Below are 15,139 nucleotides of genomic sequence, written 5' to 3'. Positions count from 1 at the left end.
AGGGGTGATCGCGACCGGGCCCGCCGGTCGTGGCCGGCCGGCCTCAGGCCATCTGCCTGCGCACCAGCTCGTGCAGCCGGCCCCCGGTGTCCGCGAGCAGTTCGGCCGGTGTGCCCTGCTGGACGACCTTGCCGTCCTCCATCACGATCACCCGGTCGGCGTCCAGCACCGTGGACAGCCGGTGGGCGATGACGATGCGGGTGGCGTTCAGCTTGCGGGTGCTGTCGATGACGATGCGCTGGGTGTCGTTGTCCAGGGCGCTGGTGGCCTCGTCGAAGAAGAGGATGCGCGGGCGCCGGATGAGGGCCTGGGCGATCATCAGGCGCTGCCGCTGCCCGCCGGAGATCGCGCCGTTGCCCGCGACGATCGTGTGCAGGCCCATCGGCATCCGCTTGATGTCCTCCGCGAGCCCCGCCATCTCCGCCGCCGCCATGGCCTCCTCCGGCGTGTACGGCTCGGTGCCGCAGATGACGTCCAGGATGGAGCCGGTGAAGGGCTGGGCGTGCTGCAGGACCACTCCGCACTGGCGGCGGACCGCCGACTGGTCGAGGGCCGCCAGGTCCTGGCCGTCGTACAGGACGCTCCCGGAGACCGGCCTGTCGAAGCCGATGAGCAACCGCAGCAGGGTGGACTTGCCGCAGCCGCTCGGGCCGACGATCGCCACGAACTCGCCCGGCCGGACGACGAAGGACACGTCATCGAGGACGAGCGGGCCGTCGTCGGTGTACCGGAAGGAGAGGCGGCGGGCCTCGACGGCGCCTGACAGCGGGCCGGGGCGGGTGCTCGCGGTGCGCACCTCGGGCGTGGCGTCCAGGACCGGCTTGATCTCCTCGAACAGCGGCAGCGCGGCCACCGCCGAGACGAAGGAACCCGTCAGCTGGGTGACCGAGGTCAGCACCATCGTCACCGAGGTGTTGAACGTGAGGAACGCGGCGGCCGACATCGCGCCCTTCGCCGGCCCCGCCAGCAGCATGAACATCAGCAGGGTGCACACCGGCAGATAGACCGCGCCCAGCACCGTGGTGAGGTTCTTGATCCGGCCGGCCTTCTGCTGGAGTTCCCGGCTGCGGGCGAACTCCCGCGCCCAGGCCGCGTAAGCATAGTTCTCCGCCGCCGCCACCCGCAGCTTGGGCAGACCGCGCAGGGTCTGGAACGCCTGGTTGTTCAGCTTGTTGCCGAGCACCACGAGCCGTCGCTGCCAGCGGACCTGCCACAGCCCGAGCCCCAGGAACGCGGCCCCGATGACGACGAGCATGCCGATCGCCGCCATCGCCATCGGCGCGTTGTACCAGAACAGCAGAGCGAGGTTCATCGCGCCGACCGCCACCGACTGCGCGACCACCGGCCCGACCCCCGCCAGCAGCCGGCGGATCGCGCTGATGCCCATGGCCGCGCTGGCCAGTTCACCGGTCGAGCGCTGGGTGAAGAACCGGGTCGGGAGCCTGAGCAGCCGGTCCCAGACGGCGGGTTGCAGCGCCGCCTCGATACGGCCCTCCAGCCGCAGGATGGACAGGTTCTCCAGCAGCGTGAACGCCGCCGCCACCACCCCGCTCACCATCACCGCCAGGCACACCTGGACGATCAGGCCCTCCTGGGCCTTCGGCACGTACTCGCCGAGCACCTTGCCCGTCGCGACCGGCACCAGCGCGCCGATCGCCACCGTCACCAGTCCCGCGAGGAGTAGGTTGAGCAGGTCGCCGCGCGTGCCGCGCAGGCTGAACCGCAGCAGTCCCAGCGGCCCGAGCCGCTTGTCGGGCAGCGGCCGGTAGAACATCACCGCGCGCGGCTCGAACTCCTCCGCGTTCGCCTTCTCGATCGGCGTCTCACGGCCGGTCGCGGGCTGTACGGCCACATAGCCACCGCGCCGCCACAGCAGCGCGACCGGGGCACCGGACAGGGCCCGGTGCCCGACCAGCGGGCCCACGTTCTCCCGCCACCACCGCCCGTCCAGGCGCACGGCCCGGGTGCGTACCCGGGAGGCCAGCGCCACCCGCTCGACCGGGTCGAGGCGGTCGCTCTCGGTGCCGCTCTGCGCGGGCTCGGCTAGGGTGATCCCGGCCGCCTCGGCGACCAGCCTGCAGGCCGCGTACGTGGCGTCCGCGTCGGCGGCCGTCGTACGGCGGGCCGAGCGCTTTCCGATGGAGGCCAGCAGGGTCTGGTCGGCCTGGGCGCGGACCGCCTCACCGGCCTTGATCCCGGCGGCCGTACGCGTCTCGTGCGTGCGCTCCAGCCGCTCGATCCAGCGGTCCAGCGCGGTCAGCAGCCGGTACTGCTGGTCGACCAGGCTCTGCCACAGCGCCGGGTCCATCAGCAGGTCGGCGGCGGCCTCCGCGCCGTACAGCGAGCCGTACTGCACGCTGCCCGGTGGCACCTGCATCCAGAACACGTCGTCGTCGGCCGGAGCGGCGGCCCGCTCCTCGGCCATCGGCGCCTGGAAGAGGACGGACAGGCCACGGCCGACGCCCAGCGCGAGCGCGTATTCCAGCGGGCTCGACGTCGGCGGTACGTACTGCGGGTTGCCGTACTCGTCGTACGACCAGGTCTGGGTGTGCGCGGGCTGGTACAACTCGCGCAGGTTGACGCGGTGTACGACGCAGTCCCGGACCGGGCGGGCCACCAGGGTGTGCTCGGGGCCGGTCACCGGGCCGAGCAGCAGCGCGCCCGCCTCCAGCCGGCCGAGGTGGTGCCAGTGGCCCTGCTGGGCGGCGTCCACCGCGAACAGGTCCAGGGCGCCCGCCGCGACCAGCCACAGCACCTGTGGACCCTCCAGGTCCAGGCGGCTCAGACCGGCGCAGTCGAACCGCGTGCCCAGCGAGCCGAGCGCGCCGAGGACCAGGTCGCCTTCGTGCACGGACGTCATCTCACCGCTCCCTGACCAGCGTGGCGTACGCACCGCCGCGTGCCACCAGCTCCTCGTGCCGCCCGCGTTCGACGACCGTGCCGTGCTGGAGCACGACGATCTCGTCGCTGTCGCGGACCGTGCTCAGCCGATGGGCGATCACCACGCAGGCGCAGCCGCGCCGCCGCAGATTGTCCATCACGAGCAGCTCGGTCTCCGCGTCCAGCGCGCTGGTGACCTCGTCCAGCACAAGGATGCTGGGCCTGCGCACCAACGCCCGCGCGATCTCGAGGCGCTGGCGCTGACCGCCGGAGAAGTTGCGGCCGTCCTGCTCGACCTTGCTGTGGATGCCGCCCGGCCGGCGCATCACCACGTCGTACAGGGCCGCGTCCGTCAGTGCCTCCACCACGGCCTCGTCCGGGATGGACGGGTCCCACAGGGCCACGTTGTCGCGGACCGAGCCCTCGAAGAGGAACACGTCCTGGTCGACGAAGGAGACGGAGGAGGCGAGCGCGCCGCGCGGGATGTCCTCCAGCCGGCGGCCGTCGATGCGGATCACGCCGTCCCAGGGCGCGTACAGGCCCGAGATCAGCCGGGACACCGTCGACTTGCCACTGCCCGAACCGCCGACGAGCGCCACCTGCTGCCCGGGGCCGACGGTCAGGTCGAACCCGCTCAGCAGCGGCTGGTCCAGCGGGCTGTAGCCGAAGGTGACGTTCTCCAGCTCGATGTGCCCGTGCAGCCGGCGCGTGGAGTCGCTCCCGCCGGGGCGGGCGTAGAGCGGGTCGGCCTGGAAGTTCTCCACGTCCTTCAGCCGGGCCACGTCGGCCGCGAAGTCCTGGATGCGGCCCGCGACGCCGTTCAGCCGGGTCAGCGGGGCGGTGAAGCGGGTCACCAGCGCCTGGAAGGCGACCAGCAGACCGACCGAGAGGTGTCCCTCGACGGCGCGCATCCCGCCGATCCACAGGATCAGCGCGCTGTTGAACGTGGCGAGCGTCGGCGCGACCACGCCGAGCCAGGCGCTCGGTACACCGAGCCGCTGCTGCTCCTCCAGCGTGGTGGCGTGCTGCCCGGCCCACTTGCGGAAGTAGCCGTCCTCACCGCCGGTCGCCTTCATCGTCTCGATCAGCTGAAGGCCGGTGTACGAGGTGTTGGTGAGCCGTGCCGTGTCCGCGCGCAGCTTCGCCGTGCGGGTCGCGCGCAGCCGTATGACCAGTCGCATCGCCACCACGTTGAGCAGGGCCACGCCGATGCCGACGAACGTCAGCTGCGGGTCGTAGGTGTAGAGCAGTACGGCGTACAGCACGACCACGATCGCGTCCACGCCCGCCGCCGCGAGGTCGCGGGCCAGGGTCTCGGCGACCTGGTCGTTGGACTGCAGCCGCTGCACCAGGTCGGCGGGGGAACGCTGCGCGAAGAACGTCACCGGCAGGCGCAGCAGATGGCGCAGGAACCGCGCGCTGGAGAGGGTGGAGGAGATGATCCGGCCGTGCAGCAGGTTGGCCTGCTGGAGCCAGGTCAGCACCAGGGTGAGCAGCACGCAGGTGGCCATCGAGGCGAACAGCACGCCCAGCAGCGAGGTCTGCCCGCCGATGAGGAACAGGTCGATATACGTGCGGCTCAGTGCGGGTAGGGCCGCGCCGACCGCGACCAGCAGCAGGCTGGCCAGTACCGCGGCGGGCAGAGTGCCGGCGGTGCCGCGCAGCCGGGCCGGCATCGCGCCGAGCACACCCGGCCGGCGCCCGCCCCTGGTGAACCCCTCGCCGGGCTCCATCACGAGCACGACGCCGGTGAAGCTGCCGTCGAACTCCTCCAGGGGCACGAAACGGCGGCCCTTGGCGGGGTCGTTGACGAACACGCCACGCCGACCGAAGCGGCGGCCCATGCCGTCGTAGACGACGTAGTGGTTGAACTCCCAGAAGAGGATGGCCGGTGAGCGCACCCCGGCGAGGGCGGCCAGATCCATCTGCATGCCCTTGGCCGTCAGGCCGTAACCGCGCGCCGCCTTCAGCAGGTTGCTGGCGCGCGAGCCATCGCGGGAGACGCCGCAGGCGATGCGCAGCTCCTCCAGCGGGACGTGCCGGCCGTAGTGGCCGAGGACCATCGCGAGGGAGGCGGCGCCGCACTCGACGGCCTCCATCTGGAGCACGGTGGGCGTACGGACCGTGCCCGTACGGGGCTTGGGGACCGGCCGCTTGGCCGGGGCGGCCCGTCTGCGGCCACGGGTTTCCTGCGTGGTGGTCACGGGAGCAGCCAATCGACGGGGCGCTGGTCGGCCAGCTTGACCGACCCGGAGGCGAGGGTCATCGAATCGAGCGCGTAAGGAGGTCCGTCGGCGGTGGACCAGCGGTAACCGCTCTTCGTCGCCTTCGACTCGTCCAGCTCGACGAGGACGGCCACCGGGCGGCCCGTGCGGGTGAACTGCTCGCCGAGCTGGCTGTCGCCGAGGAACGCGGCGATGGACTGGGCGGACTGCGCGGTGCGGTCCACCGACTTCACCCGGCCGCGCAGCACGCCGTACTTCTGGCTCGGCACCGAGGACACGGTGAGGTCCACGGAGGCGTGTGCCGGGATGGCGGCGGCGTTCTCGGCGGGGACGTACACGGTCGCGTACAGCGGGTCGGAGGCGTGGGTCACCTTCTCGACCGCGGCGACGTCGGTGCCGGTCCGGACGATCTGTCCGATGGTGGCGGCGAGTGTGGTGACCCGGCCCGCGGCCACCGTCCGGACCACTGAAGTCCCCTGCGGCGTACGCACTTCGAGGACGGGGGCGTTCGCGGGCAGCTGCTGGCCCTGCTTGGCGAGAACGGCCGTCACCTGGCCGGCCACGGGGCTCTGGAGCACATAGCTGCCCTGACCGTGCGTCAGGATGGCCTGTGCGCTCACCGTGGAGGTGACCGACCCGGTCATCGCCCAGACGGAGGCCGCCGCCATGACGACGACGGTGACGCCCAGCGCCAGCCAGCCCTGCGGGCGGGCGAGACGCACCGGAAGGTCCAGCTCTTCCGGTGACTGAAGCTTGGCGAGGGCCTGTTGGCGGAACTGCACGGAACTTCCCTCACCCGAGGAGAGACATCGTTACGACGGAAGGGCGCGCCGTCGGAACCGCCGGGGTTCCTGCGGGCACCCGAGAGCCCCGGAGTCGAGGGACGACTCCGGGACCAAGGTGACACCGAGGTGCGATCAGAGACCGGCGACCAGGTTGGTGACCGGCTGGGTGTTCAGGCCGGTGACACCCTCGACCGTGCCGACGACCGTGCCGACCAGGCCGGAAACCGGGGCGACGCCGTTGACGGCACCGGTCACGGTGTTCAGGGCGTTCACGGACAGACCGCCGGAGACGTTGTCCAGCTCGGCGTCCGAGATCTCGAGGGTCTCGACCTGGGGGGTGGAGTTCATGGTGGAACTTCCCTTCATATGGATATTTCACAAGGGGGAGAGCGGCCCCCTCTGGGGACAGACGGACGGCCGCGACCGCGGGTCCCGGGCACCCGTCTCCGGGGACCGGGGCGACCCCTGCGGTGCGATGGATCAAAGCACGCACGCAGGGCGCGCTTCCAATCAATCAACGCTCTCACCTGGGCACTTGGCTCACGCGGGGGCTCATCCGTGCAGGCGTGCGCACGGCATGTCGGCGACTCCTTCACATGGTGCGCGGCATCGTCGCGCCGGGGCCCTTGCCCCCCGGACGGCGAATCCGGCACTCCGCTCCAAAGGCGTGGCCGGGGGCGTTCGGGTGTGCAGATCCGCTGGTGACGGTGGCTCGGTTGAGTAGTCGATGTGCAGATTCCCTGAAGCAGGGATTCCGGTACGCGTTCGGAACGGAACGTTGTCAATCGACCACAGAGCGTGTCAGCCCAGAATCGCGTAGACGGTGCTGGCCCGGGCCGCGAGCCCCCCCGACTCCGCGTCGCTCAGGGTGATGTCCGCGAACGCCATCCGGCGGCCCAGCTTGGTGAGGACCGCTTCGATCAGGACATCCGAACCGGTCACCGCCCGCTGGAACGTGGTGGACTGCTGAACCGTCGTCATCGGGACGAACCCGCCCCGCGCGGCCGACACAGCGATCACCGTCGCCGTGTCGGCGGCCGCCATCAGCGCCTGCCCCGACAGCCCTCCGCCCTCCCGTGCCAGCCGCTCCGACCAGGGCAGGCGCAGCGTGACCCGGTTTTCGCCCACCCCCTCGACGCGCAGCCCGAGATCCAGCACCCAGGGGGCGAAGTTGGCGTTGAGGATCTTGTCGGCTTCGGCGGTGGTCATCGTCATATGGGGGATTCTTCCCGGCCGCCTGCCACGACACGCGGAGCGTGGCCGATTCGCCCTCGGAGCACGGCCGTTGAGAAGCGGAATTGAACACACCGCGCGGCCGGTGCGTACGTAGGGCCATCCAGGCGCCCCGATACGAACTGCCCTACAGCGGCAGCCCCCCTCTCCAGGAGGTCGAGAAGTTTGAGTCACAAGCGAATGCCCAAGCGCAAAGCCGCGATAGCGGTGGGCGGTGTCGCGGCGCTCGGAGCGGCGGCCCTCCTGCTGCCCCACGCCAACGCGTCCCAGGACAAGGATCAGGCGTCGGGCGCCACCGGCACCGCGAAGACCCTGAAGGCCACGGACGCCTCGGGCCTCGCCGCCCAGCTGCAGAAAATCCTCGGCGACGCCTTCGCCGGGTCGTACTACGACAGCGGCAAGCGGCAACTCGTCGTCAACGTGGTCAGCGGTGACGGCAACGTCATCGCCCAGGCGAAGAAGGCCGGCGCGGTCGTCCGGCAGGTGGAGAACAGCACCGCCGAACTCAAGGCCGCCGCCAGGACGTTGAAGACCAAGGCGACGATCCCCGGCACCTCCTGGGCCGTCGACCCGCGCACCAACAAGGTCCTGGTCACCGCCGACGCCACCGTCACCGGTGCCAAGTGGAACCGGTTGCAGTCGACCGTGCGAAGCCTCGGCTCCGGCACGGCGACCCTGAAGAAGTCCGCCGGTACGTTCAAGACCTTCGTCTCGGGCGGCGACGCCATCTTCTCCCAGGCGCAGGGCGGCAACGTCCGCTGCTCCCTCGGCTTCAACGTCACCGCCTCCGACGGCAGCCCCGCCTTCCTGACGGCCGGTCACTGCGGGGTCGCCGCCAAGGACTGGTCCGACTCCCAGGCCGGGCAGCCCATCGCCACCGTCGACCAGGCCACCTTCCCGGGCAACGACTTCTCGCTCGTCAAGTACAACGACGCCACCACGCAGGCACCGAGCGAGGTCAACACCGGCAACGGCCAGACCGTGCAGATCAACCAGGCGGCCGACGCCACGGTCGGCGAGACCGTGTTCCGGATGGGGTCCACCACCGGTCTGCACAACGGCCAGGTCACCGGCCTCGACGCCACCGTCAACTTCCAGAGTGAGACCGATCCGGGCGGCGTCGACACCGTCACCGGCCTCATCCAGACCAACGTCTGTGCCGAACCGGGCGACAGCGGCGGCTCCCTGTTCACCCAGGACGGCAGCGCCCTCGGCCTCACCTCCGGCGGCAGCGGTGACTGCACCAGCGGCGGCGAGACCTTCTTCCAGCCCGTCACCACCGCGCTCCAGGCCACCGGCGCGACCCTCGGCGCCGGCGGCAACGGTGCGGGCGACCAGGCGGGTGCCGGCGACCAGGCGGGCGCGGGCGATCAGGCGGGTGCCGGCGACCAGGCGGGCGCGGGCGATCAGGCGGGTGCCGGAGACCAGGCGGGCGCGGGCGACCAGGCGGGCGCCGGTGACGAGTCCGGTGCCGGCGGTGACCAGATCGGTGGCGGCACCGACCCGTCCGCCTCGGCCGGCGACCAGTCGGGCAATGGCTCGGCGGACGACCAGTCGGGCAATGGCTCGGCGGACGACGGCTCGTCCCTCACCGACACGCACTGACCGGACGCACCCGAGCCCCCTGCCGCCTCACCGCGGTTCCGGTAGGCAGGGTCCGGTCCGGCCCTCCGGCGGGAGGGCCGGACCACAGCGGCTCACCCGTCCGGTGGGGTGTCAGGCCGCGGCCGGGCCATGGCGGACGATGCCACGCCGCGGTGAGGTGTCACCGGCCGGGCCGCGCGGCGGGACGTCAACGGGGGGCGTCGGCTGCGGCGCGTCAGCCGGCGTCGCGTGCCCGCAGCAGCAGCACCGCCACGTCGTCCAGCCGTTCCCGGACGGCCGCGCTGTGCCGGAGGACCTCGTCCGCGAGGTTCTCCAGCGGCTGGTCGCCGATCTCCGAGAGCAGCGCGCCGAGGCCGACCAGGGCGTCCTCGATGTCGACACCGGGGGACTCCACCAGGCCGTCGGTGTAGAGGACGAGGACCGAGCCGGGCGCGAAGGACACCTCGGTCGTCGGATAGACCGCCGCCGCGTCGATCCCCAGCAGCGGACCACCCGCCAGGTCCAGCACCCGCACCCGCCCGTCCGGCCGTATCAGCAGCGGCGGCGGATGCCCCGCCCGCGCCATGACGGCCCGACCGCTCGCCGGGTCCAGCCGCAGATACAGACAGCTGGCGAACAGTTCTGAGCCGAGGTCGATCAGCAGCCGGTTGGTGCTGCTCATGACCTCGTGCGGCGCCTGCCCCACCGTGGTGTACGCGCGGACGCCGGTGCGGATCTGCCCCATCAGGCCCGCGGCCGTCACGTTGTGTCCCTGGACGTCCCCGATCACCGCCGCGGCCAGCGGCCGGGTGGGCACCAGGTCGTAGAAGTCGCCGCCGATCTCCATGCCCTGGGTGGCCGGCAGATAGCGGGCCGCCGCCTCGATGCCCGGCGGCGGTGTCAGCGTGTGCGGCAGCAGCGCCTGTTGCAGGCCGTGTGCCAGCCGGTGCTTGGCGTCGTAGAGCAGGGCACGCTCCAGAGCCTGCGCGATCAGTCCGCCGAGCGAGGTCAGGACGGCCTGCTCGTCGGCGGGGAAGGGGTGTGGCTCGGCGTACGCCAGCACGCACGTCCCCACCGGCCGGCCGGACGCGATCAGCGGCAGATACGCCCAGGACGCGAAGCCGTCCAGGGTCTCCTGCCGGTTCGGATACAGCCGTTCCAACCGCTCCCGCGAGTCGAAGAACGCGGGCACCCCGCTGTGCAGGGCCTGTGTGCCCGGGGTGCGCTCGGTCAGCGGCAGCCCGTCGAACCGCTCCACGACGTGCGCGTCGGCGTATCCGCGATGCCCCAGCACGTGCAGCCGCCCGCCCTGTGAGCGGAGGAGCATCAGTGCCTGGCTGCCCACCGCCGGGGCCACCTCGGCCCAGACCAGTTGCACCACGTCCTGCACACCGACCGCCTCGGTGAGGGCGCCCGCCAGGCTCAGCACCTGAGAGATCGTCACCAGCCGGGACGGGTGCGGGGCCGCCCGCGGTGCCCCGTGCGACATCTCCGCCACGGCCCGGGCCCGGCCGATACGCACGCTCAGTCCGGTCGTGCTCGGATACAGCCGGAACGACAGCCACTCATCCGGAGGGCGCAGTGCCACGAACGACGTGACCTGCTGGCTGAGCAGCGCAGCCCGGTACCGGTCCTCGTACATCGGGTCGCTGAGCCAGGGCACCGACACCCAGGGCAGGGTGCCGAGCAGTTCCCCGGCGGACCGGCCGAGCAGCTCGGCGGCCGCCGCGTTGACGAAGCCGATCCTGCCGTGCAGATCCAGTGACACCAGTCCGTACGGCAGCCGGGACACCATCCGCGCCGCCTCGACCGCGCCCGGCGTGCCCGCCACTCCCGACATCGGGGTCGCGAGCACATCGGCCTCGTGGCCGACCGGCCGGTCCTCCTCGGCGGCTCGCTCCAGCCGCTTCGCCAGCCGGCCGCAGGCCGCCGTCAGACGCTCGCGCTCCCCGTCCGACAGCTCCGGTGGATGCGCGCCGGGCCAGGTCACGAACACCGCGCCGTACACCTGGTGCTCCGTCGCAACGGGCACCGCGGCCAGTGCGAACGGATACGGCAGCACCACCGAGATCCGCGGGTAGCGGCGGGTCATCTCCTCCTCGCTGCCGACCCACACCAGCCGCCGGTGGCGCGCCGCGTCGGCGACGGGGATCGGCGCGCTCAGCCCGACCCGCTCCCATGGTGCCGCGAAGGCCCGGGGCAGGCCCGCCATCACCGCCATCTCCAGGACCGGCTCGTCGGACCTGAGCAGGTAGAGCGCGCCGGAGTGCGCGTGCACGTCCTCCAGCATCGAGGCCAGTGCGAGCGACAGCATCGGCAGGCCGACCGGCGTTCCGCCGGCCGCCGGCGCCGGTCCCGGCCGTGGCCCGTCGGACACGCCGACCACCTCCTCGTACGGCCGCGCGTCGCATCCAGGGGTCAAGAGTCCCTCGCGGCAGTGCCTCGCGCACGGCGAGCCCGCGGCTCCCGCCCATACGACCGGCACCGTCGGACATGCGCCGATCACCCTCGGGCATGCGACGAGCACCCTCGGGCATGCGACGAGCACCGTTGTATACCCCGCGAGGCCCGGCCCATGCCCGCGCAGCCGAAGCGTGCGGTGGCGTACATGCCGGCCGTGTGCGCCCCCGCGCGCCCGGATGGCTGATTTCAGACGGGTGACAAGAGCCGGCCACCGCTTCGGCCGGTTCCCGACGGTGCGGCCGTGCCGTGGTTTCCGCTCCGGGGGGCGGCGGGGCCGTCGAGAACGGTGCGTCGGTGGCGCATAGCGCTCCGGTGGGGCCCGCTCGTTCCGCCCGTTCCCACTGGCCGAATCGTCACCCCAGATCAGAGGCGGGTTCGGCCAACCGCCGAGCCCGGCATCCGCCGTCGGCCCGGGGCGCCGCGAGATCCGGCCGTGGCCCCGGGAGCGGGTGCCGCGTCGACTTTTTTTCGGCGGCACCGGGTTTGCCGAGGCTTCGCCGGGGCACACGCGGGGGCGACGACCCGGTCGGAGCGTCGCCTGCGCGGGCGCCCCGGCGATATGGCCGGGTGGTGACGCGAAAAGCACGGCCGAAGTACTCTCCGTTCGACTTCACGGGGTTGCGATCGGGTGACCCACCGTGAAGACTGTGGCCGAGTTCCATCGAAACGAAGGTGTTCCGAGGTGCGGATCGTGCCATTCCTGGGTCGGCGCGACTCGGCACTATGTAATCTCTCACCTCGTTTCGAGCGGCCGGGTCCTCGGACCCCGTTGTCCGTTCATGAGCCGGGAGGGTCTCGCGCGGTCACCGCGCGGGAGGTGTCACCAAGGGGGATGCGTTATGCCGGGTTGGTCCGCCGGAAGGCCGGGCGCGCGACGGGCCCGTGGCCGGCCGTCAGCGGCAGCGCCCGTCACCGGACGCGCTGAGGTGCGTCGACCCGTCCCGGCAAGCTGACGGCACCTGACCGGCGGGCCCCGGCACGAAGAAGCCACGCGATCCGCACGGCGTCGCCCGCATGTTCCGCGCCCGGTGGCGAAGCCGTGTCCGGGCCGCCCGGTTCGTTCGTCGTGTCCAGCCCGGAGCACCACGTCTGCCCGCCATTCCTCCATGCCCCGCGCCGTAACCAAGGAGAAGACGTGACCAGTGACCAACTGACAGGGGAAGTCCTCCTCCTGGAGGCGTTACCCGAGCGTTGGCGGAGCCTGCGCGGGGCCGGCCCGGTGCGGTACGACGCGGACCAGGGCGTGTGGCAGGTGCTGGATCACGCGACGGTCGCCACCGTGCTCGCCGACCCGGCGACCTACTCGTCCGACCTCTCCGCCCTGACGCCCACGCAGCCCGACTTCGAGACCTTCCGGCAGGGCAACTTCGTCGGCATGGACCCGCCGGAACACCGCAAGCTCCGCACCCTGGTGAGCCAGGCCTTCACCCCGCGGGTGGTGCAGGAGCTCGGTCCCCGTATCGAGGCCGTGAGCGCGCGACTGCTGGACGCCGTCGCCGACCGCGAACGGTTCGACCTGGTCGACGCGCTGGCCTATCCGCTCCCCATCATCGTGATCGCCGAACTGCTCGGTATCCCGGCCGAGGAACACCGGCTCTTCCAGGAATGGGCGAGCGTCCTGTTCGGCGGCGACCAGCTCGGCGAGGCACCCGACATGGCCGACCTGGAGCGGGCGCTGCAGGCCATCGCCCCGACGGTGCGCGAGATGAACGGCTACATGCTGGACCACATCCGGCACCGCCGTGCCCACCCCGGCGACGATCTCACCAGCAGACTCATCGCCGCCGAGGTGGACGGCGTCCGCCTCGCGGACCAGGAGATGGTCGGGTTCGTGGCGCTGCTGCTGGTCGCGGGCCACATCACCACGACCGCTCTGCTGGGCAACGCCGTCGTCACCTTCGACCGGAACCCCGGCGCGGACGCCGCGCTGCGCGCCGATCCGGGCCTGCTGCCCCAGGCCATCGAGGAGGTGCTGCGCTGGCTTCCCCCCTTCCCCGAGCTGGGACGCCGGGTCACCCGGCCCGTGGTCCTCGGCGGTCATGAACTGCCGGCCGACGCCCTGCTGATGGCGCACCTCGGTGCCGCCAACCGGGACCCGGCCCGCTTCGACCGGCCCGACGAGTTCGATGTGACCCGACGGCGCAATCCCCATCTGACCTTTGGTCACGGCATTCACTTCTGTTTCGGCGCGCCCCTGGCCCGACTGGAGGCCCGAATCGCCCTCCGTATGTTGCATGAACGATTCCGCATGCTGGCGGTCCCCTCCTACGCGGAGGTCGCCTTCCAGAACCCGGCCGTCATCATCGGCGTGCGTCACCTGCCGATCGAGGTCGGCAGAGCGTAGGCGCGCAGGCGCACACGCACCGGCCGGCCCCCGCACCGCTCGCTCACGGGCCGGACCGTTCCACCCGTACAGGAGACCCACTCATCGGGAGTCCTCTTCCTATGCCGTACACCGTCCCCACCGCTCCAGCCCGCTCCGAAGCGTCCTCCCCGTTAATACGCCAGGAGCTGCAGGACCGCCTCGACACGCTCGCCCACCAGCACCGCGTGCCGGGCGCCCAGCTGCTCCTGGACACCGGCACGGACCTCCTCACACTGCACACCGGAACGGCCGACGTCACCACCGGCGCGCCGTTCACGGACGACACGGCCGTGCCGCTGGGCTCGCTCACCAAGCCCTACACGGCGGCCCTCGTGCTGCTGCTGGCCGACGACGGCGACCTCGACCTGGACGAGTCCGCCGCCGGTCACCTCCCGGAGCTGCGGGAGCTGCCCGGTGTGACCATTCGTCACCTCCTCAGCCACACCGCGGGGTTGCCGACCGGCCCCGACTCCGACACCGCGGCGGCGACCACCGGAGCCCGCTATCTCACGGCCGTCTGCACCGCCCGCGACCTGCTGTTCGCGCCGGGGACCGACTTCTCCTACTCCAACGCCGGCTATGTCGCCGCCGGACGGCTGGTGGAGGCGGTCACCGGCATGCCGTGGCACGAGGCGGTCCGCGCGCTGCTCCTCGAACCCCTCGGCACGGTGCCCGCGTTCCTCGGCGACAGCGGCGCCCACCGCCCCATAGCCGCCGGTCACGCGGTCAACACCGCCACGGGCCGGGCCCGTCCGGCCCGGCAGAACCTGGCACCGCTGGAGGCGCCCGCCGGCGCGCTGCTGGCGAGCGCCCAGGACCTCGGCGTGTTCGGCGGTGTCCTGGCCGGCCGCTCGGACGTCCTGCCGCCCGCCGTCGCCAAAGAGATGCGCCGCGCCGAGAGCGCAGCCCGGCCGGGCGCGCTGGCCGACGGCTGGGGGCCGGGGCTGGCGCTGTACCGGCAGGACGACCGCGTGTGGTGCGGCCACGACGGCAACGCGCAGGGCACCTCCTGCCATCTGCGGGCCGATCCCGAGAGCGGTGTGGTGGTCGCCTTCACCGGCAACGCCGGCGGGGCCACCGCGCTCTGGCGCGACCTCGCCGACGACCTGGCCCGGATCACCGGCGTGCCGGTGCCCGCCGCCCTCCGCCCGGGGGACCGGGGCCGTCGCGTCACCCTGCCCGACTGCATGGGCACCTACCGCAACGGGGACGCCGTCTACCGCATCGCGCCGGGGCCGGACGGCTCGCCGACCCTCTCCGTCGACGGCGACCTGCCCCTTCCCCTGGTGTGTTACGCCGACCTGTCGTGCGATCTGCTCGATCCTGCCACCGGCCGTCTCGAGCCCGGCGGGCGCTTCCGCCGCGACCCCCGCACCGGCAGGGTCGACCGCGTGCAGATCTCCGGACGCACGGCACGCCGTACCGACGACGGCTGAGCCGCCCGGCACCGTCGCCGTTCGCAGGCCCACCGGACAACGGTGCCCGCCCGAGGCCCCGTCGCGGCGAAGGCGCCACCCGCTGCCCCGCCGCCCGTCGACGCGCGTCGCTCGGCCACCGCGGCACCGGCACGTACGCCCCGGCGTGCCCGCCCCGACCCACCGCAC

The 15,139-nt window shown here is 72.3% G+C and carries 9 protein-coding genes; 3 read left to right on the top strand and 6 right to left on the bottom strand.

The annotated features are described in order from the left end of the window. Positions 1–43: 43 nt before the first annotated feature. From ABZ079_RS12855 to ABZ079_RS12835, 5 genes are all read right to left on the bottom strand, one after another. Entirely contained in the window at positions 44–2,860 is a 2,817-nt protein-coding gene (locus ABZ079_RS12855; protein ID WP_356939457.1) for an NHLP bacteriocin export ABC transporter permease/ATPase subunit, read from the bottom strand. A 1-nt stretch (position 2,861) separates the two neighbouring features. Continuing rightward, positions 2,862–5,084 carry an NHLP family bacteriocin export ABC transporter peptidase/permease/ATPase subunit gene (locus tag ABZ079_RS12850; RefSeq protein ID WP_356939456.1) on the bottom strand — a complete coding sequence of 741 codons (2,223 nt, stop codon included), beginning with the start codon at positions 5,082–5,084 and terminating at the stop codon, positions 2,862–2,864. Beyond that, a complete protein-coding gene (locus ABZ079_RS12845) occupies positions 5,081–5,887 on the bottom strand; it encodes an HlyD family efflux transporter periplasmic adaptor subunit (RefSeq protein ID WP_356939455.1) in 807 nt (268 codons plus the stop codon). The genes ABZ079_RS12850 and ABZ079_RS12845 overlap by 4 nt, the downstream gene beginning before the upstream one ends. Positions 5,888–6,022: 135 nt before the next feature. Next, on the bottom strand, positions 6,023–6,238 hold the full coding sequence (locus ABZ079_RS12840) for a type A2 lantipeptide (RefSeq protein ID WP_356939454.1): 216 nt from the start codon (positions 6,236–6,238) through the stop codon (positions 6,023–6,025). Positions 6,239–6,691: 453 nt separating this feature from the next. Then, positions 6,692–7,105, bottom strand: a complete 414-nt coding sequence (locus ABZ079_RS12835; protein WP_356939453.1) for a PaaI family thioesterase — start codon at positions 7,103–7,105, stop codon at positions 6,692–6,694. A 198-nt stretch (positions 7,106–7,303) separates the two neighbouring features. Between ABZ079_RS12835 and ABZ079_RS12830 the strand changes: the two genes are divergently transcribed. Further along, positions 7,304–8,728 (top strand): S1 family peptidase, encoded by a 1,425-nt coding sequence (locus ABZ079_RS12830; RefSeq protein ID WP_356939452.1) that lies wholly within the window; start codon positions 7,304–7,306, stop codon positions 8,726–8,728. 214 nt (positions 8,729–8,942) lie between these two features. Here the strand turns inward: ABZ079_RS12830 and ABZ079_RS12825 are convergent, their stop codons facing one another. Further along, a complete protein-coding gene (locus tag ABZ079_RS12825) occupies positions 8,943–11,093 on the bottom strand; it encodes a SpoIIE family protein phosphatase (RefSeq protein WP_356939748.1) in 2,151 nt (716 codons plus the stop codon). 1,212 nt (positions 11,094–12,305) lie between these two features. Here ABZ079_RS12825 and ABZ079_RS12820 point away from each other — a divergent pair. Together ABZ079_RS12820 and ABZ079_RS12815 are read left to right on the top strand one after the other, a co-directional pair. After that, complete coding sequence (locus ABZ079_RS12820) at positions 12,306–13,514, top strand: cytochrome P450 (protein ID WP_356939451.1); 1,209 nt, start codon at positions 12,306–12,308, stop codon at positions 13,512–13,514. A gap of 101 nt (positions 13,515–13,615) precedes the next feature. Then, complete coding sequence (locus ABZ079_RS12815) at positions 13,616–14,971, top strand: serine hydrolase domain-containing protein (RefSeq protein WP_356939450.1); 1,356 nt, start codon at positions 13,616–13,618, stop codon at positions 14,969–14,971. The last annotated feature ends 168 nt before the right edge of the window (positions 14,972–15,139 follow it).

This window comes from Streptomyces sp. NPDC006314, assembly GCF_040613075.1.
Classification (GTDB): domain Bacteria; phylum Actinomycetota; class Actinomycetes; order Streptomycetales; family Streptomycetaceae; genus Streptomyces.
The sequence above is the reverse complement of the archived record's forward strand: the minus strand, read 5'-3'. Positions and strand labels throughout refer to the sequence as shown.

What these genes read in the sequence shown, in the direction of transcription:
- ABZ079_RS12855 (WP_356939457.1), bottom strand. Translation starts at nt 2,860, where the DNA reads ATGACGTCCGTGCACGAAGGCGACCTGGTCCTCGGCGCGCTCGGCTCG.
- ABZ079_RS12840 (WP_356939454.1), bottom strand. Translation starts at nt 6,238, where the DNA reads ATGAACTCCACCCCCCAGGTCGAGACCCTCGAGATCTCGGACGCCGAG.
- ABZ079_RS12835 (WP_356939453.1), bottom strand. Translation starts at nt 7,105, where the DNA reads ATGACGATGACCACCGCCGAAGCCGACAAGATCCTCAACGCCAACTTC.
- ABZ079_RS12830 (WP_356939452.1), top strand. Translation starts at nt 7,304, where the DNA reads ATGCCCAAGCGCAAAGCCGCGATAGCGGTGGGCGGTGTCGCGGCGCTC.
- ABZ079_RS12815 (WP_356939450.1), top strand. Translation starts at nt 13,616, where the DNA reads ATGCCGTACACCGTCCCCACCGCTCCAGCCCGCTCCGAAGCGTCCTCC.